Source organism: Nocardioides marinquilinus (assembly GCF_039543705.1).
GTDB classification, from domain to species: Bacteria; Actinomycetota; Actinomycetes; order Propionibacteriales; family Nocardioidaceae; genus Nocardioides; species Nocardioides marinquilinus.
Map to the genome: position 1 here is coordinate 125,046 of NZ_BAABKG010000007.1, position 25,688 is coordinate 150,733.

Sequence of the window (25,688 nt, forward strand, 5' to 3'; positions counted from 1 at the left end):
GTCTCAGTCTCAGTCATAGCCGGCCTCGACCTGCCAGCCGTCGGGGGTGCACTCCAGCAGCCAGGCGCGGCCGTCGGCGCCGACGACCTGGAACCGGGCGGCGAGGCCGGTGCCGCCGTCCCACCACGACTCGTCGGCCGGCCACGGCCCGGCCCAGCCGGTGACCGGCACCCACGGCAGCCAGGACGGCGGGATCGGCAACGCGCCGCCGACACCGCCAGCACTGCCGGCGCCGCCCACTGCCCCCACGCTGCCGGCCCGCATGCGGAACCGGCACGGGTCGCCGCTGACCGCGCCGCGGGCGGTGATGCGCACCGGCCGGTCGCCGGCGTCGAGGACGTCGGCGGGCAGCGGGGTGGCGAAGACCCGCACCGGCGCCGGTCCGGGCAGCCGGCCCGGCCACGGCCGGTCGAGCGGCCGCAGCCCCACGGCCCGCTCGCCCCACGGCGCCAGCGCCTGCCGCGCCGCCGGGCCGCGCCCGCCCTGCAGCACCGGACGGCGCACGGCGTCGAAGCCGAGCATGGCCTGCACCCGGGCCACGCCCTTCTCGACCAGCTCGTCGCCCCCGCCGCCCCACAGCCCGTCGGCGTGGGCGGCGTCGGGCTCGACCGCCTCGGGCACGAACCGCACCCGCTCGATCGGGGCGCCGATGCGCCCGGAGGCGTGGCGCGAGCGCAGCGCCGAGCCCGCGCCGCTGGTGGCGCCGGCGGCCTGCAGCTGCCAGTGCACCCGGTCGACGAGGTCGCGGGAGGTGAAGAAGCGCGGGTGCAGCCAGGTGCGCGAGGAGACGGTGGCGCCGTCGCACTCGGCCTCGACCCGCACGCCGGTGGCGACGAGCTGGCGCTGCGCCAGCCCGGCCACGAACCGCTCGGCGGTGGTGCGCACGCTGAAGCAGACCGCCTCGACCGACTCCAGCGGCGGCTCGAAGGCGATCTCGGTCTCGAGCTCGGGCGGTGGCTGTCGGGCGGCGAACCGCGAGGCGTCGGCGCCGCGCGCGCTGCGCCACACCCGCGCCCCGTAGCTGCCGAACCGCTGCGCCACCGCCGCGCCGGGCAGGCCGGCGAGGTCGCCGAGGGTCTGCAGGCCGAGCCGCCGCAGCAGGCTGACCGTGCTGCGTCCCTGTGCGCCGTCGGCCTCGAGGACGTCGACCGGCAGCGGTCCGAGGAAGGCCGCCGAGCCACCCGGCGGCACCACCCGGCACGCCTGGACGCCGACCGAGCGGGCGGCCTGCTCGGCCGCGAACAGGTCGTCGGCCACCCCGATGCGGCAGTCCCACACCCCCGCCTCGACCAGCGCCTCGGTGAGCGTGGCCGCCGCCTGCTCGTCGCCGCCGAAGTAGCGGCCCGGCGCCCGCACCGCGAGCAGGCCGGGACGCAGCGCGGCGACGCCGGGCGCGAGCTCCTCCACCGTGGCCAGCACCGGCTCGAAGGCGCGGGCGTCACGGTCGTCGTCGGCCTCGAGCAGCACCAGGTCGGGGCAGCGGGACTGCGCGTCGCGCCGACGCTGCCCCCGCCGGACGCCGTCGGTGCGCGCCGCGGTGTTGCACACCTCGACCACGCCCGCGGCCAGCACCGCGGCCGCCGGCGAGGCCGGCCGGTCGGCCTCGGCCAGCGCCGCGACCACCGACCAGTCGGGGCACCACGCCACCAGCATCCTCATGCCTGTGCGGCCCAGCGCGGCGTGGCGGCGGGGGCGAGCGTCGTGAGCGCCTCGTCGTCGTCCCACCAGCGGACGTCGGTGCGCACCGTGGGCGTGGTGCCCCGGCGCACCGCCAGCCGGCCCTCGCGCGAGCGGAGCCGGCCGTGCCCGGCGGAGAGGTCGTCGGCACCACCGAGGCCGCTCCACCGCGGCTGCTCGAGGGAGAGCCGGGCCTCGCAGCGCGGCCACTCCCCCCACACCACCAGCACCGAGGACCGCGAGCGCAGCCGGGCGTCGACCACCCCCGCCGCGCGGGCGTCGACGCCGGACGGCGGTCGCAGCACCACCACGCGCAGCACGTCGACCAGGGCGGCGACCACCTCGAGCCAGTGCTCACCCGGCTCGGGCACCACCACGGTGCGCGAGAGCTCGACGCCCATGGCCGCCGCCGCCTCGACGCCGAGGTCGGGCCAGCCGGCGAACCCGACCCACTCCCCCGCCCGCGAGGCCCCCGCGGCCAGGGCCAGGGCGAGCGAGGCGGAGTCGACGCCGTAGCTGCCGCCGGTGCGCAGCGAGAGGACGCCGTCGAGCGCCGGCAGGGTGGGCACCGCCAGCCGCGACGGCCCGCCCTCGAGCGCCGCCACCCGGTCGCGCAGCTGCTCGAGGACCGGGCGGCCGGGGTCGAGTGCGACGGCGGTGCCCATGCCCACCATGATCGAACAGGTGTTCGAACGAGTCAATCCCGCTCGGGGTGAGCGCCACCGCAAGCGGCGATGTTACTGACCGTTGCGACCAATGGCATGCGCGGAGAACCGCAGCCCAGTAGTCACAACGGTCGGCAACAACCGCGGGGCGGGGCGGGGCGGGCGCCTAGCGCTTGCGCTTCTCCCGCACCCGCTGGTTGATGACGATGGGGGTGCCGACGAAGCCGAACTCCTCGCGCAGGCGGCGCTCGACGTAGCGCTCGTAGGCGGCGTCCAGGCGGCCGGAGGTGAACAGCACGAAGGTGGGCGGCGCGGTGTCGGCCTGGGTGCCGAACAGGATGCGCGGCTGCTTGCCGCTGCGCACCGGGTGGGGGTGCTCGGCGACGAGGCGGCCGAGGAAGCCGTTGAGCTGCCCGGTGGTGATGCGGGTCTCCCAGCCCTCGAGCGCCTTGTCGAGCGCCGGCACGAGCCGGTCGACGTGCCAGCCGGTGCGGGCGGTGATGTTGATCCGCGGCGCCCACGGCACCTGCACCAGGTCGCGCTCGATCTCGCGCTGCAGGTAGTAGCGACGCTCCTCGTCGACGAGGTCCCACTTGTTGAACGCGATGACCAGCGCGCGGCCGGCGTCGCGCACGGTCTGCAGGATGCGCACGTCCTGCTCCGAGACCGACTGCTCGGCGTCGAGCACCAGCACCGCGACCTCGGCGCGGTCGACGGCGGTGGTGGTGCGCAGCCACGCGTAGTACTCGTGGCCCGAGGCCTCCTTGACCCGCTTGCGGATGCCGGCGGTGTCGATGAACCGCCAGGTGCGCCCGCCCAGCTCGACCAGCTCGTCGACGGGGTCGACGGTGGTGCCGGCGACGTTGTCGACCACGACCCGGTCGCTGCCGGCCAGCTTGTTCAGCAGCGACGACTTGCCCACGTTGGGCTTGCCGACGATGGCCACGCGGCGCGGGCCACCGGGCTCGGGGTCGCGCTCGGGCGGGGGCTCGGGCAGGGCCGCCAGGACGGCGTCCAGCAGGTCGCCCGAGCCGCGGCCGTGCAGCGCGGAGACCGGCCAGGGCTCGCCGAGGCCCAGGCTCCACAGGCCGTAGGCCTCGGCCTCGGCCCGCATGTCGTCGACCTTGTTGGCCGCCAGCACCACCGGCTTCTTCGAGCGCCGCAGGACCTTGACGACCTCCTCGTCGGTGTCGGTGACCCCGACGGTGGCGTCGACCACGAACAGGACGGCGTCGGCCAGCCCCACCGCGATCTCGGCCTGCTCGGAGATGCGCTCGGCGAGGCCACGGGCGTCGGGGTCCCAGCCGCCGGTGTCGACGACGGTGAACGCGCGCCCGCTCCAGTTGGCGTCGTAGGAGACGCGGTCGCGGGTGACGCCCGGGATATCCTCGACGACGGCCTCGCGGCGTCCGATGATGCGGTTGACCAGCGTCGACTTGCCGACGTTGGGGCGGCCGACGACCGCCAGCACCGGCACCGGACCCGTGGGCTCGTCACCGTCACCGCCGTCGTCGGCGAGGCCGGTGTGGTCGAGGTCGGGCTCGATGGACTCGCTCATGCTGACTTCTCCGTGACGCCCCCGCCGGGGTCGGGCTCCTGTTGACCCGCAGGGAGCGGGCCGGGGAGGGAACGCCCGGTGAGGCGCTTTGCTTCCTCCAGGTCGGCGAGCATCCGCTCGCGCAACCGGGTCGAGACGTCGGCGACGGCGTCCTGGGTGCGGGGCCAGGGCATCGGGTCGACGGTGAACGGCTCGCCGTAGACCATGTCGATCTCGGCCTTCCTGCCCGGCAGCGACGACAGCGACCCGCCGGGCTCGCGGGTGCCGATCATCATCAGCGGCACGATCGGCGCGCCGGTGACGAGCGCCAGGTAGGCCGCCCCGCGGTGGAACAGCTCGAGCTCGCCGGCACCGCGGCCGCCCTCGGGGAAGATGCCGACGACGTGGCCCTCGCGCAGCAGCCGCAGCGTCGTCTTCACCGCCCGCGGGTCGGTGGCGAACCGGTCGAGCGGGATCTGGCCGCTGAGCCGCAGCACCAGGCCGGTGCGGCCCTCGAACATCTCGACCTTGGTCAGCGCGTGCACCGGCCGCGGCGAGAAGATCGCCATGAGCGGGCCGTCGACGATGCCGACGTGGTTGGCCGCCACGATGGCCGGGCCGTCCTTCGGCAGGTGCTCGGCGCCGTGCAGCCGGATGCGGTAGCGGCGCCGGATGAGGAAGCGCGACGTCGGCCGCCCGCCGTGCAGCAGCCACGTGGCCGGCGTCTCGACGCCGTCGGTGCGCGGCGCGGCGGTGTGGTCGACGTCGGTGCGGGGACGCCGACGGGGGCGGCCGGACGAGCCGGCCCGCAGCATCAGCCTCACCGCACCGGCTCCTGGGCCTCGGACGACCGGGCCTGCGACGACACGGCCTGCGACGACACGGCCTCGTGCACCAGGCCGACCAGCACGTCGACGACCTCGTCGAGGGTGTGGTCGGTGGTGTCGAGGTGGACGGCGCCGTCGGCCATCGTCAGCGGCGCGGTGGCGCGGCCGGAGTCGATGCGGTCGCGCTCGCGCAGCACGGCCTCGGTGGCGCCGACGTCGGAGCCGCCCTCCTCGGCGGCGCGGCGCGCGGCGCGGGCGGCGGGGTCGGCGGTGAGGTAGACCTTCAGCTCGGCCTGCGGCCACACGACCGAGCCGATGTCGCGGCCCTCGACGACGATGCCGCCGACGGGCTCACCGCGCCCGCCGTCCCCCGCGATGACGGCCCGCTGCTCGGCCAGCAGCCGGGCCCGCACCTGCGGGACGGCGCTGACGGGCGAGACGGCCCGGTTGACCTCGTCGGTGCGGATGGCGACGGCGACGTCCTCGCCGTCGACGGTGATGGTGGGCGCGGCGGGGTCGGTGCCCGAGACCAGCACCGGCTCGTCGCAGCGCGCGGCGACGGCGTCGGCGTCGTGGACGTCGACGCCCTGGCGCAGCAGCCACCAGGTGACGGCGCGGAACATGGCGCCGGTGTCGAGGTAGCGCAGGCCGAGGCGGGTGGCGACGGCGCGGCAAGTGCTCGACTTGCCCGAGCCCGACGTGCCGTCGACCGCGATCACCACGCGGTCGAGCCCAGCCGGACCGAGCCCTGCGACGTCCTCACCCACGGGGCGGCAGCCTACCGGTGGGAGACGGTTCAGGCCTGGTCGGGAACCGAGCGCACCCGGGTCAGGTCGCTGCGCAGCGCCGCGGCGCCGTGCAGGTAGCAGTGGGTGAGGTCGGCGCGCGGCAGGTCGGTCTCGACGTGCGCCAGCATGCGCACCACGCGCGGCATCGACCTCTCGATCTCCAGCTCGCGGGCGCAGAGCAGCGGGACGTCGCCGAAGCCGAGCTGGCGGGCGGCGTAGGCCGGGAACTCGCTGTGCAGGTCGGAGGTCGCGGTGAAGACCACCGAGATGAAGTCGTCGACGCCCAGGCCGTTGGACGCCATCACGTCGAGCACCATCTCGGAGGTGCGGGCGAGCAGGTGCTCGCGTTCGTCGACGTCCAGCTGGGTCGCTCCGCGCACCGCTCTCACCGCCACGGTCGCGAGGGTAGCGAGCGGGGCGCGACGGACGGCGGACGGCGTCTCAGGCCGGCTGGTAGTCGCCGAAGGACCAGTGGTTGCCCTCGGGGTCGCGCACGCTGCCGCCGCGGCCGCCGTAGGGCTGGTCGACCATCGGGCGGTCGACGGTGGCGCCGGCGGCCACGGCGCGCTCGAAGAGGGCGTCGGGGTCGGGGGTGACCAGGTAGCAGGCGGCCTGCCCGGGCGGGGTGATGGTCGAGCCCTCGCCACGGTGGGTGCCGCCCATGACGCCGGCGCCGCCGTCCCAGACCCACTCGCCGTGGACGACGACCGACGGGTCGGTCTCGTCGCGGTGCAGCGCGTGCTCGCGAAAGCCGATGGCCTGCAGCCAGGTGCTCATCGCCTCCACGTCGCGGAAGGCGATGCTCTGCCAGTGCCGGATGTCCTGTGCCTGTGCGGTCATGACACCCAGCCTGCCGCCGCGTCGCCGCCGTCGTCTTGGACGGATGGGAGCTCGTGGCGTCGCCACTGCGTCGGGCTGCAGCCGGCCAGGGCGACCCACTCACGGGTCAGGTGCGACTGGTCGGCAAAGCCGCAGCGGACGGCGACCTCGGCCAGCGGGACGCCGGCGCGCACCAGGGTGTGGCTGCGCTCGAAGCGGGCGAGCCGCTGGAAGTCCTTCGGGCCGACGCCGGTCTCGGCGCGCACGAGGTCACCGAGGTGGCGACGGCTGTAGCCGACCTCGTCGGCCACCGCCGCGACCCGGGCGCCGCCGGTGAGCGCGGCCAGAGCGCGGCCGACCTCGGCCCGCGGACCGGGGGCGTCGCGGCGGGCCAGCGCGGTGACGAGGGCCCGCTCGACGAGCCGCCGCCACGCGTCGGGCGGCGCGTCGTGCAGCCGGGCCGACAGCTCGCGCAGCGCCGGGTCGACGTCGCCGGCCTCGGCCAGCGTGCCGGTCAGCGCGGCCGCGGGGACGCCGAGCAGCGCCCGCGCCCCGGCGACGGTCAGCCCCACGTGCACGCCGCGCTGCCGTCGTCCGTGGTGGATGGCGGCGGGGGCGGTGTGCAGGCCGGCGAGGTTGGCCTCGAACCGGCCGCGCCCCGCGGTGCCGCCGGGCCCGGCCCAGCCGACGTCGAGCGGCTCCCCCACCGGCACCACCAGCGTCAGGCTCGTCGACGGCATCCCGATGTGCACCCCCGGGTCGCCGACGACGTCGTAGGCCGTCAGCGCGTCGACGTACGGCGCGAGGACGCCGGTCACGGGCACGTCGTCGAACCTACGCCGCCCGTGCGTGGGACGACGGTGGTCGAGGTGCGAGGCCCGGCGAGGACCACGCGAACCCGGCCCACGGGCCCTGAGCCTGTCGCAGGGCAACCCCGCGCGGACCTCCGCGTGGGCGGGCCGGCGGTCTAAGGGCTCGACCATCGTCGTGCGGCTCCATGGTGGAGCCGGATCACGCGAACCCGGCCCACGGACCCCGAGCCTGTCGAAGGGCAACCCCGCGCGGACCTCCGCGTGGGCGGGCCGGCGGTCTCGAGGCTCGTCGCCAGGGCTCCTCGCACCTCGACCATCGTCGGGCGGCCCCACGGTGGAGCCGGATCACGCGAACCCGGCCCACGGACCCTGAGCCTGTCGCAGGGCAACCCCGCGCGGACCTCTGCGTGGGCGGGCCGGCGGTCTCGAGGCTCGTCGCCAGGGCTCCTCGCACCTCGACCATCGTCGGGCGGCCCCATGGCGGAGCCGGATCACGCGAACCCGGCCCACGGACCCTGAGCCTGTCGCAGGGCAACCCCGCGCGGGCCTCCGCGTGGGCGGGCCGGCGGTCTCGAGGCTCGCCGTCAGAGCTCCTCGCACCTCGACCGTCGTCGGGCGGCCCCGTGGTGGTCGAGGTGCGCGGCCGGCCACGGCCGAGCCTCGAGACAGCCCCGAGACCCGTGCCGCTACCGCTTCACGGCGTCGAGGAGGGTGCCGAGCTCGTCGAGGGTGAGGTCGCGCAGCTCGCCGGGTCGCAGGTTGCCGAGGCCGACGGGGCCGATGTCGGTGCGGGTGAGCCTGCGCACCGGGTGGCCGAGGTGGTCGAGCAGGCGCCGCACGATGCGGTTACGGCCCTCGTGGATGACGAGCTCGACGATCGAGCGGTTGGGCGTGGCGCTGACGATGCGCACGCGGGTGGGGCGCACGGGTCCGTCGTCCAGCTCGACGCCGGCGAGCATCGTCGTGGCGACCTTCCTCGCCACGTGCCCCTCGACCTCGGCGACGTAGGTCTTGTCGACCTCGTAGGAGGGGTGGGCCAGCTGCTGGGCGAACTCGCCGTCGTTGGTCAGCAGCAGCAGGCCCGAGGTGTCGGTGTCGAGGCGCCCGACGTGGAACAGCCGCTCGGCCTCCGGGCGGTCGAGCTCGGCCACGACGTCGCCGAGCGAGCGGCGTCCCTGGGGGTCGCTCATGGTCGAGACCACGCCGCGCGGCTTGTTGAGCGCGAGGTAGACGAAGTCGCTCACCGGCGGCAGCAGCCGCCCGGAGACGCGGACGACGGCGGTGCGCGGGTCGACCTTGGTGCCCAGGCGCGTGACGACCTCGCCGTCGACCTCGACCTCACCGTCGAGCATGAGCTCCTCGCACTTGCGGCGCGAGCCGACCCCGGACTGCGCGAGCAGCTTCTGCAGCCGCACCAGCCCCTCGTCGTCGGTGGCGATGTCCCTCACGCGGTGGGGCCCGGGGTGCGCTCGGGAGCCGAGGTGGACGTCGACGTCGACGCGGACGCCGAGGCGGCGGCCAGCTCGCCCAGCTCGTCGTCGAGCTCGTCGAGGTCGGGCAGGAAGGGCGCGAGCTCGGGCAGCTCGTCGATCGAGGTGACGCCGATGCGCTCGAGGAAGTAGCCGGTGGTGCGGTAGAGCGTGGCGCCGTGCTCGCCGTCGCGGCCCGCCTCCTCGACGAGGCCGCGGGTGAGCAGGGTTCGCATCACGCCGTCGACGTTGACGCCGCGGATGGCCGAGACCCGCGCCCGCGAGACCGGCTGGCGGTAGGCGACCACGGCGAGCGTCTCGAGCGCCGCCTGGGTCAGCCGCGCCGACTGCCCCTCGAGCACGAACGCCTCGACGACGGGCGCGAACGCCTCGCGGGTGTAGAACCGCCACCCGCCGGCGACGTGGCGAAGCTCGAACCCGCGCCCCTGCTCGTCGTACTCGGCGGCCAGGCCGGCCAGCGCGGCCGCGACCTCGCCGGGCGGGTAGCCGACGGCGGTGGCCAGCGTGGCGTCGTCCAGCGGCTGGTCGGCGACCATGAGCACCGCCTCGAGTGCCGGACGCAGCTCGGCGAGCGGGACGGCGAGCAGCTCGCCGTCGTCGGGCGGGACGTCGGGGGTCTCGGTCATGCGGGGTCCTCCGGGAGGGGCAGGGGGGTGCCGTCGAACTCGTCGATGCCGCTCTCGAGCTCGGCCAGGTCGGCGTCGTCGTCGCCGGTCCAGCGCACGCTCAGCTCGCCGAGGGCCTGCACCTGCTCGAAGGCGACGGCCCCCTCGCGGAACAGCTCGAGCAGGGCGAGGAAGCGGGCGACGGTGGTGAGGGTGTCGGGCGCGTCGCCGCAGAGTGAGCGGAAGGTCAGAGTGCCGGACCGCCGCAGCCGCTCGGCCACGACGACGGCCTGCTCGCGCACCGAGACCTGTGGCGCGTGCAGGTGGTGCAGGGTCAGCTCGGGCGGGCCGGGCTTGGGCGCCAGCGCCTTGGCGGCCAGCTGGGCGAAGGCGTCGAGGCCGATGCCGATGAGCACCTCGGGCAGCAGCCCGGCGAACCGGTCCTCGAGCCCGACGGCCCGCGGGTGGCGGAGCGCCTCGTCGTCCAGGCGCGTGGCGAGGACGCCGGCCAGCTGCTTGAACGCGCGGTACTGCAGCAGCCGCGAGAACAGCAGGTCGCGCGCCTCGAGCAGCGCGAGGTCCTCCTCGTCCTCCACGTCGCCCGCAGGCAGCAGCCGGGCGGCCTTGAGGTCGAGCAGCGTGGAGGCGACGAGCAGGAACGAGGTGGTCTGCTCGAGGTCCCAGCCACCGCTCTCGCGCGCGCCGGCCTTGACGTGGGCGATGAACTCGTCGGTGACCCGCGACAGCGCGACCTCGGTGATGTCGAGCTGGTGCTTGGCGATCAGGCTCAGCAGCAGGTCGAACGGCCCCTCGAAGTTGTCGAGCCGCAGCGAGAACGCCGGGGCCGCCTCGGGCGCCTCGGTCGCGGTCATCGGGACCTCACCGGGTCAGGCTACGGACGAGCAGGCTGTCGTCGCCGTTCTCGTGGAAGTCGGCCAGCACGAGGTCGATCGCCTCGCGCACGAGCCGGCCCCGGTCGACGGCCAGCCCGTGGACCGCGCGCAGCTCGAGCCGGGTGCGCTCGAGGTCGAGCAGCTCGTCGGAGGTGACGTAGACCGTCATCTTCTCGTCGTGCCGGATGCGCCCGCTCGCGCCGCGCTTGCCCTCGGCGGCGTCGGGCTCGTCGGGCTGGTTGGGCACGGCGCGCACCGTCGTCTGCGGCTTCCCCACCGCAGCGTCGGCGCCCGCGCGCCCCTCGGCCGGGCCGTCGTCGTCCCCGCCGGTGCGGCGGAAGAGGTCGTCGGCGGCCGGGAGGCTCACTCGGCGGGCCATCTGGCGAGCACCTCCTGGGCGAGCTGGCGGTAGGAGTCGGCACCGGCCGAGCTGCTGGCGTAGCTGGTGATCGGCTCGCCGGCGACGGTGGAGTCGGAGAACTTCACCGTGCGGCGGATGACGGTGTGGAAGACGGTGTCGCCCCAGGCCTGCACCAGGCGCTCCATCACCTCGCGGCTGTGCAGCGTGCGGCCGTCGAACATCGTGCCGAGCACGCCGTCGATCTCGAGCTTGGGGTTGAGCCGCTCGCGCACCTTGTCGATCGTGGTCTTGAGCAGGGCGACGCCGCGCAGCGCGAAGTACTCGCACTCCAGCGGCACGATCACGCCGTCGGAGGCGGTGAGCGCGTTGACGGTGAGCAGGCCGAGCGAGGGCTGGCAGTCGATGAGGACGACGTCGTAGTGCTCGATCGCCGGCGCAAGCACCCGCTGCAGGGTCTGCTCGCGGGCGACCTCGTGCACCAGCTGCACCTCGGCGGCGGAGAGGTCGATGTTCGACGGCAGCAGGTCCATGCCCGGGACGTTGGTCGGCACGACGACGTCGTCGAGCGTGACGTCGCGCTGCATCAGCAGGTTGTAGACCGTCAGGTCGATCTCGTGGGGGTTGAGGCCGAGGCCGACCGAGAGCGAGCCCTGCGGGTCGAAGTCGACCAGCAGCACCTTGCGGCCGAGCTCGGCCAGCGACGCGCCGAGGTTGATGGTGGTGGTGGTCTTGCCGACGCCGCCCTTCTGGTTGCACATGGCCACGACACGGGCCGGGCCGTGCTCGGTGACCGGCGTCGGCTCGGGCAGGTCGGGCATCGGGCGGCCGGTGGGTCCGAGCGGACGGTCGGCGGACGCCGTCGGCTCGCTGGGCCGGGCGGGCTCGGGGCGCTCGAACGGCAGCGTCGTCGCGTCGGTCTGCGGCGCGCTGGGGATCTCGGTGCGGGGGGGCATCGCTGCCGCCCCGAGGGATCTGTCGGTCATGGGGGTGCTCCTCGTCTCGTGCCCTCGGCCGTCTCGTCAGCCGCGGTACGGCCAGTCTTCAATGTCGACACGGCGACTTTGCGGAGGACTCGCCGGGGGACCCTAGTGCCGTCGGCGGCCGGACGCCGCCTCCTCGACGAAACCCCCAGGCCGCGGCCCCGACCTGTGGACGGCGTCCGCCTGCCGCCCACAGGCACGAGGGCCGCTGTGGACGGGCTGTGGACACCACTGTGGACGACGGAGCCCCCGGCCGCGGGCCCTCACGACGCCGTCTGCACGACGTACCCGACCCCCACGGCCAGGGCGAGGACGCCGAGGCCGACCCGCAGGAGCGTCTCGGGCACGCGGGGCTGCAGCCGGGCGCCGACGTAGCCGCCGACCAGGCCTCCCAGGCCGAGCGCGAGGCCGAGGCCCCAGTCGGGCGCGATCGGCCCGCCCGCCGTGGCGGCGGCAGACTCCGAGGCCAGCGCGCCGATGACGGCGAACGAGACGACGCCGGCGACCGAGGTCACGAACGTGCTCAGCAGCGCGGCGGGGGCGACGGCGCGCACCGACAGCCCGGCGCCCACCAGCAGCGGGCCGAGCACCGATCCCCCGCCGATGCCGTAGACGCCGCCGACGGTGCCCACGACGAAGGCGAGCGGCGCCACCCGGGAGGTGCGCCGGGCCCAGGGGCGGACGTCATCCGGCCCGCGGGCGCTCGGGCTGCGGCGGCGCAGCAGCACCAGCCCGGTGGGCACGAGCACGGCGGCCGCGACGAGCCGGAACGCGTCGGCGCCGGGCAGCACGAAGACCCGCAGCACGGCGCCGACCGCCACGCCCGGGAGCGAGCCCGCGAGCAGGGCGCGCACGAGGGCGACGTCCCACTGCTGCTGGCGGCGGTAGCGCAGCAGCGCCCCGGGCCCGGAGACGACGTTGTAGAGCAGGTTGGTGGGCGTCACCCGCGGGTTCGGGACCCCGAAGCCGCTCAGCTGCACGGGCAGCAGGAACACCGCGCCCGAGACGCCGACCGGCGCGGTGAGGGCCGCGACGCCGAAGCCGACCAGGAGGGCGAGGACGACGGTCATCGCGCCTCGCCCACCCGCCGCACGGTAGCGGGGTCGGCGGCCCGCGCTAGACGACGAGCCCGAGGAGCAGCACGAAGACGAGGCCGCTCACCGAGAGCACGGTCTCCATCAGCGACCACGACCGGATGGTCTGGCTGACCGAGAGCCCGAAGTACTCCTTGACCAGCCAGAAGCCGGCGTCGTTGACGTGGGAGAAGAACACCGAGCCGGCGCCGATGGCGAGCACGACGAGCGCGACCTCGGTCTGCGGCATGCCCTGCACCAGGCTCGCCATCAGCGCGGACGCCGTGATGGTCGCGACGGTGGCCGAGCCGGTGGCCAGGCGGATGAGGACGGCCACGACCCACGCGAGCAGCAGCACCGAGACGTTGCTCTCCTTCGCCCAGTCGGCGAGCAGGGTGCCGACGCCGGTGTCGACCAGCACCTGCTTGAAGCCGCCACCGGCCGAGACGATGAGCAGGATGCCGGCGATGGCGGGCAGCGAGGTCTCGACGGTCTTGGTGACCTTGGCGCGGTCCATGCCGACGGCGAAGCCGAAGGTGACCATGGCGGCGAGGGTGGCGAGGAGCAGGGCGACGAACGGGTTGCCGATGACGTCGAGGGTCTGCCGCACCACGGAGTCCTCGTCGAGGGTGATGTCGGCCAGCGACCTGCCCATCATCAGCACCACGGGCAGCAGCACGGTGGCGACGGTGACGCCGAAGCCGGGACGGCGCGCGTGCTCGGACTCCTCGACCTCAAAACGGTCGGGCGCCGGGACGTCGACCCAGCGCCCGGCCAGCTTGCCGAACAGCGGGCCGGAGACGATCACGGTGGGCACGGCGACGATCACGCCGAACAGCAGCGTCGTGCCGAGGTCGGCGCTCAGGGAGTCGATGGCGGCGAGCGGACCGGGGTGGGGCGGCACCAGGCCGTGCATGGCCGAGAGGCCGGCCAGGGTCGGGATGCCGATGGTGATGATCGACTGGCCGGAGCGGCGCGCGACGAGGTAGATCACCGGCATCAGCAGCACGAGGCCGATCTCGAAGAACATCGGCAGGCCGATCAGCGCACCGACGCCGGCCATCGCCCACGGCAGCGTGCGCGCCGAGGCCTTGCCGACGATGGTGTCGACGATCTGGTCGGCGCCGCCGGAGTCGGCGAGCAGCTTGGCGAACATCGCGCCGAGGGCGATCAGGGCGCCGACGCCGGCGGCGGTGGAGCCGAAGCCGGTGCTGAAGCTGGTGATGACGTCGTTGACGTTCTGGCCTGCGACGATGCCGACGGTCAGGCCGCCGAGGATCAGGGCCAGGAACGGGTGCACCTTCGCCCACGTGATGAGGACGACGATCAGCGCGATCGCGATCAGCGCGGCGGCGACGAGCCGGCCGCCGGGGGCGACCGGGTCGACGAGCTCGGTGGCCTGCACCAGCGGTGCGGCGAGGGCGGTGGCGGTCATCGGGTGGTCCTGTCGGTCTGGTGGCTCAGGTCTGTCTGGTCTGCCTGGTCGGCGGCGTGGTGGTCGACGTAGGCCTGCACGAGGGCGTCGACGGGCTGGGCGACGTCGACGACGAGGCCGTGCTCGTCGTCCCCGAGGGGCTCGAGGGTGGCGAACTGCGAGTCGAGCAGCGAGGCGGGCATGAAGTGCCCGGGACGGCTGGCCTGCCGGGCGGCGATCACCTCGCGCGGGCCGTGCAGGTGTAACAGCTCGAGACGGGGCGCGTGGGTGCGCAGCTGGTCGCGGTAGGCGCGCTTGAGGGCCGAGCAGCTCATGACGCCCCCGGTGCCGTCGTGCGCGCCGAGCCAGGCGCCGACGGCGTCGAGCCACGGACGTCGGTCGTCGTCGTCGAGCGCGTGACCGGCGGCCATCTTGGCCACGTTGGCCTGCGGGTGCAGGTCGTCGGCGTCCTCGTAAGGCACGCGCAGCCGCTGGCTGAGCGCGGCGCCGACGGTCGACTTGCCCGAGCCGGACACGCCCATGACGACGACCAGGGGCGGCGCGCCGGGGTCGGCGGGGGTGGGGGTGGGGTCGGGCATGGCGGCTCCAGGGGTGACGGGCGTCTCGTGACGGCAGTCACAGCATGCCGTGAAAGATCAGATCTTTGCAACCGCTCTGTCGTAATACATCGGATCTTTACTGGCGGTGATCCGGCCTGGGAGGATCGCGCCATGGGGACGACGGAGCGCCGCGCCAGCGGCGCGTTGCACGCCGAGGTGCTCGACGCGCTCGGCGAGCAGATCGTCGGCGGCGACCTCTCCCCCGGCACCGTGCTGACCCTCGAGGGCGTCGCCCGGCTGCACGGGGTCTCGGTCGCCATGGCCCGCGAATGCGTGCGCGTCCTGGAGTCCATGGGCATGGTGACCTCGCGCCGCCGGGTCGGGATCACCGTGCGGCCCCGCGACCAGTGGCACGTCTTCGACCCGCGCGTCATCCGCTGGCGGCTCGCCGGCCGCGACCGGGCCGCCCAGCTGGTCTCCCTCGGCGAGCTGCGCTCGGGCTTCGAGCCGGTCGCCGCACGTCTCGCGGCGCAGCGCGCGGACGCCGGGCAGTGCGCCGTCCTGGCGGCCGCGGTCAGCGACATGACCGTGCTGGGGCGCGCCGGCGACCTCGAGGCCTACCTCGAGGCCGACGTCCGCTTCCACGACACGCTCCTCGCGGCCAGCGGCAACGAGATGCTGCAGGCGCTCTCGGGCGTGGTGGCCGAGGTGCTCGGTGGCCGCACCCACCACGACCTGATGCCGGCCCGCCCCAACCCCGCGGCCATCGCGCTCCACGACGATGTCGCCCGCGCCGTGCGGGCGGGCGACGCCGACGCCGCCGAGGCGGCGATGCGCGCCATCATCGACGAGGCCGCCAGCGCCGTCGCCGAGACGGCCGACTGACGGAGGTCTCGAGGCTCGGCCGTGGCCGGCCTCGCACCTCGACCACCGTGTGCTGACGATGGTCGAGGTGCGGGGAGCCCTGGCGACGAGCCTCGAGACCTCCGCTCCTCGGGTCCGCGGTCTACAACCCGAAGATCAGGTAGAGGCCCCCGAAGGTGAACGCGACCATCACCAGCAGCAGCGGCAGCTGACCGGTGTCGTGACGGCCCTTCGGCAGCAGCCGCAGCGCCCGGTCGTGGGCCGCGACGACGCCCACGAGGTGGCCGAGCACGATGGCGAGCACCTTGATGCTGGCCAGCAGCGTCGGGTGGGTGCTCAGCCAGATGTCGACGTTGCGGTCGGCGGTGCCGAACAGGTTCGCGCCGGTGCCGAGCGGGTCGCTGGCCTGGATGAGGGTCAGCTGGCCGGTCTCGACGAACAGCGTCAGGTAGTGGGCGGTCATGTAGCCCACCACGATCGGCACCACCGAGTGCGCCAGCAGGCCCGGCACGTCACGGCGGGCCACGCCGCGGGCCGGGGTCGGCGCCGCGGTGGCCGCGGCGAAGACCGCCGTCACCAGGGCGCAGGCCGCGACGAGGAGCAGCGTCTCCCACAGGGTGATCGAGTCGGGGTGGTCCTGCCGGAACCGCACCCAGGTGGCCGAGTCGCGGAAGCTGTCGAAGGCGGTCGAGCCCAGCAGGACGCCGACCACCGCCACCAGCCCCGGTCGCACGACCACCCGCGGCAGGTGGCGCAGCGGGCTGACCACGACGAGCCGGCCGGTGCCGTCCCGCGACCACGGCGAGAGGTGCGCGACGAGCGTCGAGTAGACCTCGAACGGGTCGGCCCGCTCGAACCAGCGCTCGCCGAACAGCAGGCCGCCGCCGACCATCACGACGAAGTAGCCGACGAACCAGGTGGCGACCGTGGCCAGCACGGTGCCGTTCGGCGAGACCAGCTCGAGCCAGGTGAAGGCGACCAGGCCGACCGCCGCGGGCCAATAGCCCACGGCGTCCGGCAGCCGGACGACGCCGTCGCGCCGCTCGGCCGGCAGCAGCCGCACCAGCAGGTCGCGCAGCGTGCGCGCCGGGCTCACGGCCCTGACGGCCGGGCCGAGCAGCAGCGAGGCCGGCACCAGCCCGACCCACAGCACGACGTAGACCAGGCCGAAGACCGGGTTGGTCGAGGTGTCGTCCTCCCCGGCCACCACGCAGACCACCGCGAAGGCCAGCACGGCGAGCCCGACGACCCGCAGGGCGACCGCGAACGCCCGGCTGTCGACCAGCCGGGCGAGCACGGCCGGAGCGGGCCGGTCGCGGTGCCGCTGCGCGGCGGGGGCGCTGGCGTCGTCCTGGTAGCGCGGCTTCGACCACGCCAGCACCAGGACGGCGAAGGAGATCGTGAGCGCCGCGGTGGCACCCAGGATGGCGGTGGACGCCGGGATCGGCAGGTCGCTGCCGGACCCGACGCCGTGGGCCCACTCCATCAGCGCTGCTCCGACGCAGCGGCCGTCACGAGACCTCGATCAGGGCGACGACGGCGTCGCTGTCGTGCTCCTCGACCTCGACCTCGCCGGGGGTCTCGACGACCAGCTCGTGCTCGCTGGTGCCGGCGTCGAACTCGACGTACTGCTCGGGCTTGGAGTGCACGTGCAGCTCGCCGGCGCGGTCGGAGGTGATGACGAGGGTCAGCGGCTCGCCGGTGCCGAGCTCGAGCTCCTCGGCGTTCGGGCTGATGTCGTCGCCCTCGATGGTGATGTCGAGGGTCGGTCCGGCCGGGGCCTCGCTCTCGCTCGGCTCCTCGGCGGGCTCGGAGGTGACCTCGGCGGGCGAGGTGGCCTCGCTCGGCGCGCCCGACGCGCTCGGCTCGCTCGCCTCGTCGGTGGGCGCGTCGCTCGGCGTGCTCGCGCTGGTGGGGTCGGTGCCGGTGGCGCCGGTGTCGTCGTCCTCGTCGGGGCCGGCACAGGCGCCGGCGACGAGGACGAGGGACAGGGCCAGGCCGGGCAGGACGGATCGCTTGATGCGCATGGTGGTTCCTTCGCGTGGGTCTGAGGTGCTCGGGGTGGTCGGACGGCGCCGACGGCCCGAGGGGTGCTCAGGCCGGCAGCGCGGTGGTCGGGGCGCGCAGCGGGCCCGGGGGGCCACGACGTCCGACCGGTCCCGCGGCCGCCACCCGGCGCACGCGGAGGAGGGCGGCGCTCCAGCCGGGGGTGCCGGCCGCACCGGGGCCGGACGTCGGCCGGCTCAGCCACCAGTCGGCGACCAGGCGCGCCCAGGCGTGCCGGCCGAGCAGGGCCACCAGCCACCACACGGCGCGCTCACCGAGCAGCAGCCAGCCCGCGACGCCGGCGGCGGCGGCCAGGTGGCCGACCGCCATGACGAGGTGGGGGCCGGTGAGGTCGTCGCGCAGGTGCTGCAGCGCGTGGGGCAGCGCGCCGGCCCCGGCCTCGGCGTGGTCACCGGCGTGGCCGGAGACCATCGTGAGCACGAGGTGGATGGCGGCCTGCCCGCCCGCCACGAGGGCGAGCAGGGTGCGGTAGGACGCCGGCCGGCCCAACAGCACCGCCGAGACGACGGCGAGCATGACCACGAGCGGCACGACGACCCCCGGGCCGGGCAGCACGCCGCCGGCGGTGACGTGCCCGGTGACGCCGAGCAGCACCGCGACCCCGGCGACCGCGAGCGCGCGCACACACCGCAGGTCGGCGGGCGCACTCGCGCCGCTGGACTGGCTCACCGGTCCATCATCGCCGACCGTCTCAAGGCTCCGGGCGCCCGGTCGGCGTGCTGTGACGGGGGTCTCGAGGCTCGGCCGTGGCCGGCCTCGCACCTCACGATGGTCGAGGTGCGAGGAGCCCCGGCGACGAGCCTCGAGACCACCGGACCCTGACGCCGGCCTGCGCTGCGTCAGTCGGTCAGTCGTCGTCGGGGGTGGGGACGTCGGCGTCCCAGCGGGCGCGGCGCTCGGCGTCGGACTGCTCCCACCACGGGGTGCCGCGCTCCCCCAGCGCCACCTTCGCGGCCTGGACGCCGGCCCGGGCGCGCCGCAGCGCGGCCCCGTCGTCGTCCACGCGCTTGGCGGTCTTGACCTCGCGCCGCCACGCCATGAGCACCGTCTGCAGCTCGCTGCGCCGGGCGTCGGGGTCGGTGGCGCGCCAGCGGCGTCCGTCGACGACGATGTGGCGGCCGTCGGGCGTGAGCGGCGGACCGTCGCTCACGAGGCGGCCATCATCGACCGCAGCTCCTTCTTGAGGTCGTTGATCTCGTCGCGCAGCCGGGCCGCGACCTCGAACTGCAGCTCGGTGGCCGCCGCGCGCATCTGGTCGGTGAGGTCCTGGATGAGCTGGGCCAGCTCGCTGCTGGGCAGGCCGGCCAGGTCCTTGGCGTGGTGACCGGCGGCCTTCTCACCGAGCACGGGCGTCGGCTGGCGACCCTTCACGCCGCCCGCCCGGCCCTTGGCCTCGGTGCCGGCCCAGGTCTCGAGCAGCGCCTGGGTGTCCTCGCCCTCGCGGGCCAGCATCTCGGTGATGTCGGCGATCTTCTTGCGCAGCGGCTGCGGGTCGACGCCGTTGGCCTTGTTGTAGGCGACCTGCTTCTCGCGGCGCCGGTTGGTCTCGTCGATCGCCGACTCCATCGACGGCGTGATCTTGTCGGCGTACATGTGCACCTCGCCCGAGACGTTGCGGGCGGCACGGCCGATGGTCTGGATGAGCGACTTGTCGGAACGCAGGAAGCCCTCCTTGTCGGCGTCGAGGATCGAGACCAGCGACACCTCGGGCAGGTCGAGGCCCTCGCGCAGCAGGTTGATGCCCACCAGCACGTCGTAGTCGCCGAGCCGCAGGTCGCGCAGCAGCTCGATGCGCTTGAGGGTGTCGACCTCGGAGTGCAGGTAGCGGGTGCGGATGCCGGCGTCGAGGAGGTAGTCGGTGAGGTCCTCCGACATCTTCTTGGTCAGCGTGGTGACCAAGACCCGCTCGTCCTTCTCGGCGCGCGTGCGGATCTCGTGGATGAGGTCGTCGATCTGGCCCTTGGTGGGCTTGACCACGACCTGCGGGTCGACCAGGCCGGTGGGCCGGATGATCTGCTCGACGACGTCGCCGCCGACCTTGTCGAGCTCGTAGTTGCCGGGGGTGGCCGAGAGGTAGATCGTCTGGCCGATGCGCTCGAGGAACTCCTCCCACCGCAGCGGCCGGTTGTCCATCGCACTGGGCAGCCGGAAGCCGTGGTCGACCAGGTTGCGCTTGCGCGACATGTCGCCCTCGTACATGCCGCCGATCTGCGGGACGGCCACGTGCGACTCGTCGACGACGAGCAGGAAGTCCTCGGGGAAGTAGTCGAGCAGGGTGTTGGCCGCCGAGCCGGGCGAGCGGCCGTCGATGTGCATCGAGTAGTTCTCGATGCCGGCGCACGAGCCGACCTGCCGCATCATCTCGATGTCGTAGGTGGTGCGCATGCGCAGCCGCTGCGCCTCGAGCATCTTGCCCTGCTTCTCGAGCTCGGCGAGCCGCTGCTCGAGCTCGGCCTCGATGCCGTTGATCGCCCGCTCCATGCGGTCGTGCCCGGCGACGTAGTGGGTGGCCGGGAAGATGTAGAGCTCCTCGTCCTCGGTGAGCACCTCGCCGGTGACGGCGTGCAGGCTCATCAGGCGCTCGATCTCGTCGCCGAAGAACTCGATGCGGACCGCGTGCTCCTCGTAGACCGGGAACACCTCGAGGGTGTCGCCGCGGACCCGGAAGGTGCCGCGGGTGAACGACATGTCGTTGCGCGTGTACTGGATCTCGACCAGCCGCCGCAGGATCGAGTCGCGGTCGTGCTCCTCGCCGACCCGCAGCCGGATCATGCGATCGACGTACTCCTGCGGGGTGCCGAGGCCGTAGATGCACGAGACGGTGGAGACCACGATGACGTCGCGCCGGGTGAGCAGCGAGTTGGTCGCCGAGTGGCGCAGCCGCTCGACCTCCTCGTTGATCGAGGAGTCCTTCTCGATGTAGGTGTCGGTCTGCGGGACGTAGGCCTCGGGCTGGTAGTAGTCGTAGTAGGAGACGAAGTACTCGACCGCGTTCTCGGGGAACAGCTGGCGCAGCTCGTTGGCGAACTGCGCGGCCAGCGTCTTGTTGGGCTGCATCACCAGGATCGGCCGCTGCACCTGCTCGGCCACCCACGCGACCGTGGCGGTCTTGCCCGTGCCCGTGGCACCCAGCAGCACGACGTCCTGCACGCCGCCCTTGATGCGCTGGGAGATCTCGGCGATGGCCGACGGCTGGTCACCGGACGGCGAGTAGTCGGAGATGACCTTGAAGGGCGCGACGCGGCGCTCGAGGTCGGTGACTGGACGCATGCTGCGAGCCTACGACCGGCCACCGACAGTCCGCCCGGACGACGACCACCCGGCCACAACCAGACCGCCCGCACCGTCGTCACACCTGCCATGAACACCCTCCCTCGCCTCTCCCGGTCGGCCCTCGCCACCGCCGCCGGCGCGCTGCTGCTCGTCGGCGGCACCGCCGGCTCGACGGCCGCCCCCGTCCCCCCGCCCGAGTCCGCCGCCGCCACTGACGCCGTCGGGAAAGCCCCCGCAACGCCGTCCACCCCTTCCACCCGGTCCACGAGCGCGCCGACGTCCCTCGACGTGACCGCGCTCCCCCGCGGCCCACGCCCCGACCTCACCTACGCGGTCGACCGGCACCCGGTCTTCGGCGACGGCGACTTCCACCTGGTGCGCGGCCGCAGCGGCGAGCGACGTCCCCTGCCCGAGGGCCCGCTCGGCGACTTCGTGCACTACCCCGGCAGCGGCCACACGGTGCTGTCGTACGGCACCGAGGCCGGCGCGGTCGTCGAGCTCGTCGGCCGTGACGGCCGGATGATCGAGCAGCAGCGCGGTCTCGACGGCTACGGCCTGGCCACCACGCCGAGCGGCGACATCGTCGGCTGGCAGCAGGACGACGGGCGCGTGCGCGTGCTCGAGCGCGGCGCCCGCCGCGCCCTCGAGCTGGCGCCGGTGCGGCGCGGTGCCTCGCTCGGCGCCCTCTGGGGCCGCGGCACCTGCAAGGAGCAGGCCCCCGAGGGCGGCGGCTGCACCGCCTTCCTCAACACCGCCGACGACCGCCGGGTGTGGCTCACCAGCTCGCACGGCATCGTCGACACCGTGCCGCGCGTGCACCGGGTCGTCGACGTCGGCCCCGGCGGCCGGCTGCTCGGCCTGGTCGAGAAGCGCGGCGACCACCGCGGCTGCTGGGGCGTGGTGACGCCCCGCCGCGTCGCCTGGCGCACCTGCGAGCGCGAGCTCGTCGCCTTCTCCCCCGACGGCCGCCACGTCGCGGGCGTGGCGGGCAGCCGCTACTGGGCCACGACGCGCGGGGTGACGATCCTGGACGCCGCCGGCGCCACCGTCGCCGACTGGCGCCTGGGCCGCGGCGCGAACCGCCTCGTCGGCCAGCTGGTGTGGGAGGACGCCGAGCACCTGCTCGCCGTCGTCTCGCAGGGCGACACGTTCGCGATCGTGCGGTTCGGCGTCGACGGCACGGCCGAGCTGGCCGGCCCGACGATCGACGTCCCCGACCGCTACTCGCCGTTCCGACTGCCGCTGGCCTGAGCCTCGACTCGCTGTCCCGCCACCGGACGCCGTCCGACCGCCACCTTCTCGGGTCCTCCCTCCGCTTCTCGGGGGCTGCACTGCCCGAGAAGGTCAGGGACACCCGGTGAACCGGGTGTCCCTGAGACGGGTGGGGCGAGCGACCGGCCGGCCCGGCCGAGCGCCGTGGGACCCTGGTCGCGATGGCCGACCAGGAGCGCTCCCGCGCGGCGAGCGTGGCCGTCGTGCTCGGCGTCACCGTCGCGGCGAGCGTCGCGCTGACCCTGCTCGGCGTCGGCTCGGCGGTGCTGTTCGGCTCGCTGCTCGGCGGGATGGCGCACGCGCTCACCTCGCCGACGCCGCTCGACCTGCCGCGCTGGTCGTTCCGGCTCGGGCAGGGCCTGATCGGGGTCACGATCGGAACGCTGGTCAGCGGCGCGGCCCTGCGCCGCATGGGCGAGGACGCCGTCGCCGTGGTCGGCGTCACCGTGGCCAGCGTGCTCATCAGCCTCGCCGCCGGTGCCGTGCTCGCCCGGCGTCGCGACGTCTCGGCCGTCACCGGGGCCTTCGCGATGATCGCCGGCGGCGCGTCGGGCGTGGTCGCGGTGGCGCGCGACCTCGGCGCCGACGAGCGGGTGGTCACGGTGGTGCAGTACCTGCGGGTGCTCGTCGTCCTGGCCTCGCTGCCGCTGGTGACGGCGCTCGTCTTCCACCCGGACTCCGGCCGGGGCTCGGCCGGCACCGCCGACGCGCCGCTGTGGGCCGACCTGGTGTGCACGGGCGTCGCCCTCGTCGTCGGCCTGGGCGTCGCCGGGCTCGTGCCGCTGCCGACCGGGTCGCTGCTCGGACCGCTGCTCGTGGCCGCCGTGATCGCCTCGGCCGGCTGGCTCGGCGAGGTCAGCCTGCCGACGCCGCTGGAGTGGCTGGCGTTCGCGATCATCGGCGTGCAGGTCGGCCTGCGCTTCACCCGCGCCAGCCTGGCCGCGATCGCGCGCATGCTGCCAGTGGTGATGACCGTGCTGGTGGTCATGATCGGCCTGACCGCGACGCTCGGCGCCGGGCTGGCCTGGACGACGTCCGTCGACGGCCTCACCGCCTACCTCGCCACCACGCCGGGCGGCCTGTTCGCCGTGGTCGCCATCGCCGCCGACAGCGGCGCCGACGTGACCTACGTGACCGCGATGCAGCTGTTCCGGCTGCTGCTGATCCTGGCGATGCTGCCCCTGCTCGCGCGCTGGCTGCGCCGGTCGGCGCCGTCGTGACCGCGGCCCACGGCCGATGTCGAGAACCGCGGCGCGGCTCCGTCCCCGGGTCGACCACACCACTCGAGACGAGGAGCCACCACCATGGGTGACATCGTGATCAGCCTGGCGATCAGCGCCGACGGCTACGCCTCAGGACCCGGCGACGACCTGTCGGTCATGCCGTTCGACCGCGCCTTCAACCTCCACAACGCCGCACTCGTCGGGCGCGCCGCCGCGCTGCTGCTCGGCGCCATCACGTTCCGCCAGATGCTCGGCTACTGGCCGCACCAGCGCGACGCCGCCGACCCCTCCGAGCGCGCCATCGCGCAGCGCTACGCCGACGGGCTGCCGGTCAGCGTCGTCTCCGACTCCCTGGGCCCCGACGACACCGGCGTCTGGCGCGACCAGACCACCGTCGTCCCGCGCGACGACGTCCGCACCGAGGTCGAGCGGCTGCGCGGCCTGGACGGCGACGTGGTCGTCTTCGGCAGCACGACCCTCGTCCGCCACCTGCTGCGCGAGGGCCTCGCGGACGTCGTCCACCTGCTCGTCGGTGCCGGCCTGGTCGCGGGTGACCGGCCGGCCCTCGCCGACACCGCGGCGACGGCCCTGCGCCTCCAGGACGTGCGCCGGTTCGACGGCGCCGACAGCGTGCTGCTCAGCTACGCCGTCGTCCCGGCGTGAGCCGGGCCCCGGTCAGCGACCCGCCGAGAAGTCGCTGACCAGGGCGGGGACGGCGGCGTCGAACCCGGCGACGTCGAGCATGCCCGCGTCGGTGGGGTCGGCGATGCTGAACCGCGTCGCCGTCATGCCGACGACCACCAGCCGCGCGTCGATGCCGGTGCGCTCGCGGTAGCGCCGCAGCGCCTGGTGCGGGTGCACCTCGCCGTGCCAGGTCTCGTTGTCGGTGTAGACCACGAAGGTCTCCACCTCCCGCCCCTGGTCGAGGGCCCACAGCATCGGCTGCGCGCAGTCGGTCGCACCGAAGGGCAGCCCGCCGACGGCGTGCACGGCGTCGGCGAGCCGACGGCGCGGGCCGAGGTCGAGCCGCCGCAGCGCGGCCCGGGCCCGCGTCGACGACGACCGGCCGTCCGCGGCGGTGAAGCCGACGACCTCGCACGAGGGCTCGGTCGCCGCGGTGACCAGCGCCAGCGCGGCCGAGGCCTCGCGGCACGACAACGGCAGCCCGCTGATGCGCGCGCCCATGGAGCCCGAGACGTCGAGCGCCAGCAGGGTGCGACGTCCGGCCGGCTCGACCGCGCCGAAGGCGGCGTGGAACGCGGCGTCGAGCGCGTCGACCACCTGCGGCACCGGCTCCCACGTGCCCGCACCCCGCGCCGAGCGGCCGGCGGCGTAGGTGCGTGCGGCGACCAGCACCGACACCGGGTGCACCCGCGCCCGGCGCAGCCGCTCGGGGTCGGTCAGCCGGTCGAGGACCGCGTCGAGGTGCGCCGAGCCGGGCTCGAGCAGACCGAGGCGCGTCAGCCGCGGCAGCTGGCGCAGCAGCGCCGTCTGCGGCAGCCCGGCGTCCAGCAGCGCCGCCCACGTGGAGGCGCGGGTGAGTGCCTCGTCGGGCAGCGTCTCCCAGCCCAGGCGGTGCGCGGCGACGAGGGCCGGCACGTCGGCGTCCGGCTCGTGCGCGGCGAGGTGGCCCGTCACCAGGGACGGCGTGTCGTCACCGACCGTGCCGCGCACGATCCACTCGAACAGCGCCCGGCGGGCGGGCTCGGTGGCCGCCGGGTGCGCCAGGCGCAGCAGGTCGCGATGGCTCCAGCCCCCGCGCGAGCGGTACTTCACCACCTGGTGGGCGACCGCGTCGACGTCCGGGCGCAGGTACCAGTCCCCCACGGCGCGCCGCAGCGACCGGCCCCAGCCGCGGAACTGCTCGACGTAGCCGGCGAAGGTCAGCAGGTGGGTGCCGGTGCGCGCCACCCGCGGCAGGACGGCGAGCGCCCGCCCGCGCTCCTCGGCGGTGCCGTGCGACGCGGCGATCGCCAGCGCGAACAGCGCAGGCTGCTGGCGCGGGGCGCGGCCGGACTCGGACACCTCGACGACCGTGTCGACGAGCGTCGCGTGGTCGGTGCCGGCGAGCCGCAGCACGACCTCGGCGTCCTCGACGGTGAGGGCCGGCGCGTCCACGTAGTAGGTGCCCCCGTCGGTGCCGAGCGTGAGGAACCGGCGCAGCCGGGCGACGTCGTCCAGCTCGAAGGTGAACCCGCCCGCGCTGTTGCGCACCTGCCGCGGGTCGGCGCGGCGGCGCTGCGGGGTCAGGCGGGTGCGGAAGCGGCGCAGGATGTCCATGTCAGGGGCTCGGGTCGGGGCTGTCGGGGCTCGGGTCGGGGCTCGGGCGGGCAGGGCACGACGACGGGACGGGACGGTCGTGGGTGTGACGACCGGGCTTCGGCTGCTCTGCCACTGAGCTACGCGCCGGTCCGGGCGAGCCGGTGCCGACGGCCCGGGGTCGAACCGGGGGCCTTCCGATCCGGTGAGAGTGATAACCGACCGTCGC

Annotated in this window: 26 protein-coding genes; 4 read left to right on the forward strand and 22 right to left on the reverse strand. The window is 74.8% G+C overall.

The window, feature by feature from the left end:
- Nucleotides 1-9: 9 nt before the first annotated feature.
- The 16 genes from ABEA04_RS21775 to ABEA04_RS21850 all read right to left on the reverse strand — a co-directional run bounded on the left by ABEA04_RS21775 (nt 10) and on the right by ABEA04_RS21850 (nt 14,540).
- The gene (locus ABEA04_RS21775; RefSeq protein ID WP_345464009.1) at nt 10-1,659 is read right to left on the reverse strand and encodes a DNA polymerase Y family protein; all 1,650 of its coding nucleotides are present in this window, start codon (nt 1,657-1,659) and stop codon (nt 10-12) included.
- The gene (locus ABEA04_RS21780; protein WP_345464012.1) at nt 1,656-2,342 is read right to left on the reverse strand and encodes a hypothetical protein; all 687 of its coding nucleotides are present in this window, start codon (nt 2,340-2,342) and stop codon (nt 1,656-1,658) included. Before ABEA04_RS21780 ends, ABEA04_RS21775 begins: the two co-directional genes overlap by 4 nt.
- A gap of 166 nt (nt 2,343-2,508) precedes the next feature.
- Nucleotides 2,509-3,900 (reverse strand): ribosome biogenesis GTPase Der, encoded by a 1,392-nt coding sequence (gene der / locus ABEA04_RS21785; RefSeq protein WP_345464015.1) that lies wholly within the window; start codon nt 3,898-3,900, stop codon nt 2,509-2,511.
- Complete coding sequence (locus ABEA04_RS21790; RefSeq protein WP_345464420.1) at nt 3,897-4,694, reverse strand: lysophospholipid acyltransferase family protein; 798 nt, start codon at nt 4,692-4,694, stop codon at nt 3,897-3,899. The genes der and ABEA04_RS21790 overlap by 4 nt, the downstream gene beginning before the upstream one ends.
- 5 nt (nt 4,695-4,699) lie before the next feature.
- Complete coding sequence (gene cmk, locus ABEA04_RS21795) at nt 4,700-5,473, reverse strand: (d)CMP kinase (protein WP_345464018.1); 774 nt, start codon at nt 5,471-5,473, stop codon at nt 4,700-4,702.
- Nucleotides 5,474-5,502: 29 nt separating this feature from the next.
- A complete protein-coding gene (gene aroH / locus ABEA04_RS21800; RefSeq protein ID WP_345464021.1) occupies nt 5,503-5,889 on the reverse strand; it encodes a chorismate mutase in 387 nt (128 codons plus the stop codon).
- Between the two features lie 46 nt (nt 5,890-5,935).
- Nucleotides 5,936-6,334 carry a VOC family protein gene (locus tag ABEA04_RS21805; RefSeq protein WP_345464024.1) on the reverse strand — a complete coding sequence of 133 codons (399 nt, stop codon included), beginning with the start codon at nt 6,332-6,334 and terminating at the stop codon, nt 5,936-5,938.
- Complete coding sequence (locus tag ABEA04_RS21810) at nt 6,331-7,137, reverse strand: helix-turn-helix domain-containing protein (RefSeq protein WP_345464027.1); 807 nt, start codon at nt 7,135-7,137, stop codon at nt 6,331-6,333. The genes ABEA04_RS21805 and ABEA04_RS21810 overlap by 4 nt, the downstream gene beginning before the upstream one ends.
- Nucleotides 7,138-7,811: 674 nt before the next feature.
- The gene (locus ABEA04_RS21815; protein ID WP_345464030.1) at nt 7,812-8,573 is read right to left on the reverse strand and encodes a pseudouridine synthase; all 762 of its coding nucleotides are present in this window, start codon (nt 8,571-8,573) and stop codon (nt 7,812-7,814) included.
- Nucleotides 8,570-9,241 (reverse strand): SMC-Scp complex subunit ScpB, encoded by a 672-nt coding sequence (scpB, locus tag ABEA04_RS21820; RefSeq protein WP_345464033.1) that lies wholly within the window; start codon nt 9,239-9,241, stop codon nt 8,570-8,572. The genes ABEA04_RS21815 and scpB overlap by 4 nt, the downstream gene beginning before the upstream one ends.
- Nucleotides 9,238-10,092: a segregation and condensation protein A gene (locus ABEA04_RS21825; protein WP_345464036.1), complete on the reverse strand. Its 855-nt coding sequence runs from the start codon at nt 10,090-10,092 to the stop codon at nt 9,238-9,240. The genes scpB and ABEA04_RS21825 overlap by 4 nt, the downstream gene beginning before the upstream one ends.
- A 7-nt stretch (nt 10,093-10,099) precedes the next feature.
- Complete coding sequence (locus tag ABEA04_RS21830; RefSeq protein ID WP_345464039.1) at nt 10,100-10,492, reverse strand: hypothetical protein; 393 nt, start codon at nt 10,490-10,492, stop codon at nt 10,100-10,102.
- Nucleotides 10,477-11,427 (reverse strand): ParA family protein, encoded by a 951-nt coding sequence (locus ABEA04_RS21835; protein WP_425577066.1) that lies wholly within the window; start codon nt 11,425-11,427, stop codon nt 10,477-10,479. The genes ABEA04_RS21830 and ABEA04_RS21835 overlap by 16 nt, the downstream gene beginning before the upstream one ends.
- Nucleotides 11,428-11,717: 290 nt before the next feature.
- The gene (locus ABEA04_RS21840) at nt 11,718-12,524 is read right to left on the reverse strand and encodes a sulfite exporter TauE/SafE family protein (RefSeq protein WP_345464043.1); all 807 of its coding nucleotides are present in this window, start codon (nt 12,522-12,524) and stop codon (nt 11,718-11,720) included.
- A 46-nt stretch (nt 12,525-12,570) separates the two neighbouring features.
- Nucleotides 12,571-13,962 (reverse strand): GntP family permease, encoded by a 1,392-nt coding sequence (locus tag ABEA04_RS21845; protein ID WP_345464046.1) that lies wholly within the window; start codon nt 13,960-13,962, stop codon nt 12,571-12,573.
- Nucleotides 13,959-14,540: a gluconokinase gene (locus tag ABEA04_RS21850; RefSeq protein ID WP_345464049.1), complete on the reverse strand. Its 582-nt coding sequence runs from the start codon at nt 14,538-14,540 to the stop codon at nt 13,959-13,961. The genes ABEA04_RS21845 and ABEA04_RS21850 overlap by 4 nt, the downstream gene beginning before the upstream one ends.
- Before the next feature lie 132 nt (nt 14,541-14,672).
- Between ABEA04_RS21850 and ABEA04_RS21855 the strand changes: the two genes are divergently transcribed.
- Nucleotides 14,673-15,386 (forward strand): FadR/GntR family transcriptional regulator, encoded by a 714-nt coding sequence (locus ABEA04_RS21855; RefSeq protein ID WP_345464052.1) that lies wholly within the window; start codon nt 14,673-14,675, stop codon nt 15,384-15,386.
- A gap of 121 nt (nt 15,387-15,507) precedes the next feature.
- On the opposite strand, the gene ABEA04_RS21860 is transcribed toward ABEA04_RS21855, so the two are convergent.
- The 5 genes from ABEA04_RS21860 to uvrB all read right to left on the reverse strand — a co-directional run bounded on the left by ABEA04_RS21860 (nt 15,508) and on the right by uvrB (nt 20,702).
- Nucleotides 15,508-16,851, reverse strand: coding sequence for a hypothetical protein (locus ABEA04_RS21860; protein WP_345464055.1), 1,344 nt, complete (start codon nt 16,849-16,851; stop codon nt 15,508-15,510).
- A gap of 25 nt (nt 16,852-16,876) precedes the next feature.
- Entirely contained in the window at nt 16,877-17,392 is a 516-nt protein-coding gene (locus tag ABEA04_RS21865; RefSeq protein ID WP_345464058.1) for a RodZ family helix-turn-helix domain-containing protein, read from the reverse strand.
- 67 nt (nt 17,393-17,459) lie between these two features.
- Nucleotides 17,460-18,101: a hypothetical protein gene (locus tag ABEA04_RS21870; RefSeq protein WP_345464061.1), complete on the reverse strand. Its 642-nt coding sequence runs from the start codon at nt 18,099-18,101 to the stop codon at nt 17,460-17,462.
- 178 nt (nt 18,102-18,279) lie between these two features.
- Nucleotides 18,280-18,582, reverse strand: coding sequence for a hypothetical protein (locus ABEA04_RS21875; protein ID WP_345464064.1), 303 nt, complete (start codon nt 18,580-18,582; stop codon nt 18,280-18,282).
- The gene (uvrB, locus tag ABEA04_RS21880) at nt 18,579-20,702 is read right to left on the reverse strand and encodes an excinuclease ABC subunit UvrB (protein WP_345464067.1); all 2,124 of its coding nucleotides are present in this window, start codon (nt 20,700-20,702) and stop codon (nt 18,579-18,581) included. The genes ABEA04_RS21875 and uvrB overlap by 4 nt, the downstream gene beginning before the upstream one ends.
- 90 nt (nt 20,703-20,792) lie before the next feature.
- Here uvrB and ABEA04_RS21885 point away from each other — a divergent pair, with 90 nt between their 5' ends.
- From ABEA04_RS21885 to ABEA04_RS21895, 3 genes are all read left to right on the forward strand, one after another.
- Nucleotides 20,793-21,956, forward strand: coding sequence for a hypothetical protein (locus ABEA04_RS21885; protein ID WP_345464070.1), 1,164 nt, complete (start codon nt 20,793-20,795; stop codon nt 21,954-21,956).
- A 182-nt stretch (nt 21,957-22,138) separates the two neighbouring features.
- Nucleotides 22,139-23,197, forward strand: coding sequence for an AbrB family transcriptional regulator (locus tag ABEA04_RS21890; RefSeq protein ID WP_345464073.1), 1,059 nt, complete (start codon nt 22,139-22,141; stop codon nt 23,195-23,197).
- Nucleotides 23,198-23,281: 84 nt separating this feature from the next.
- Nucleotides 23,282-23,863, forward strand: a complete 582-nt coding sequence (locus ABEA04_RS21895) for a dihydrofolate reductase family protein (RefSeq protein ID WP_345464076.1) — start codon at nt 23,282-23,284, stop codon at nt 23,861-23,863.
- A gap of 12 nt (nt 23,864-23,875) precedes the next feature.
- On the opposite strand, the gene ABEA04_RS21900 is transcribed toward ABEA04_RS21895, so the two are convergent.
- Nucleotides 23,876-25,480, reverse strand: coding sequence for a TROVE domain-containing protein (locus ABEA04_RS21900; RefSeq protein ID WP_345464079.1), 1,605 nt, complete (start codon nt 25,478-25,480; stop codon nt 23,876-23,878).
- Nucleotides 25,481-25,688: the final 208 nt, after the last annotated feature.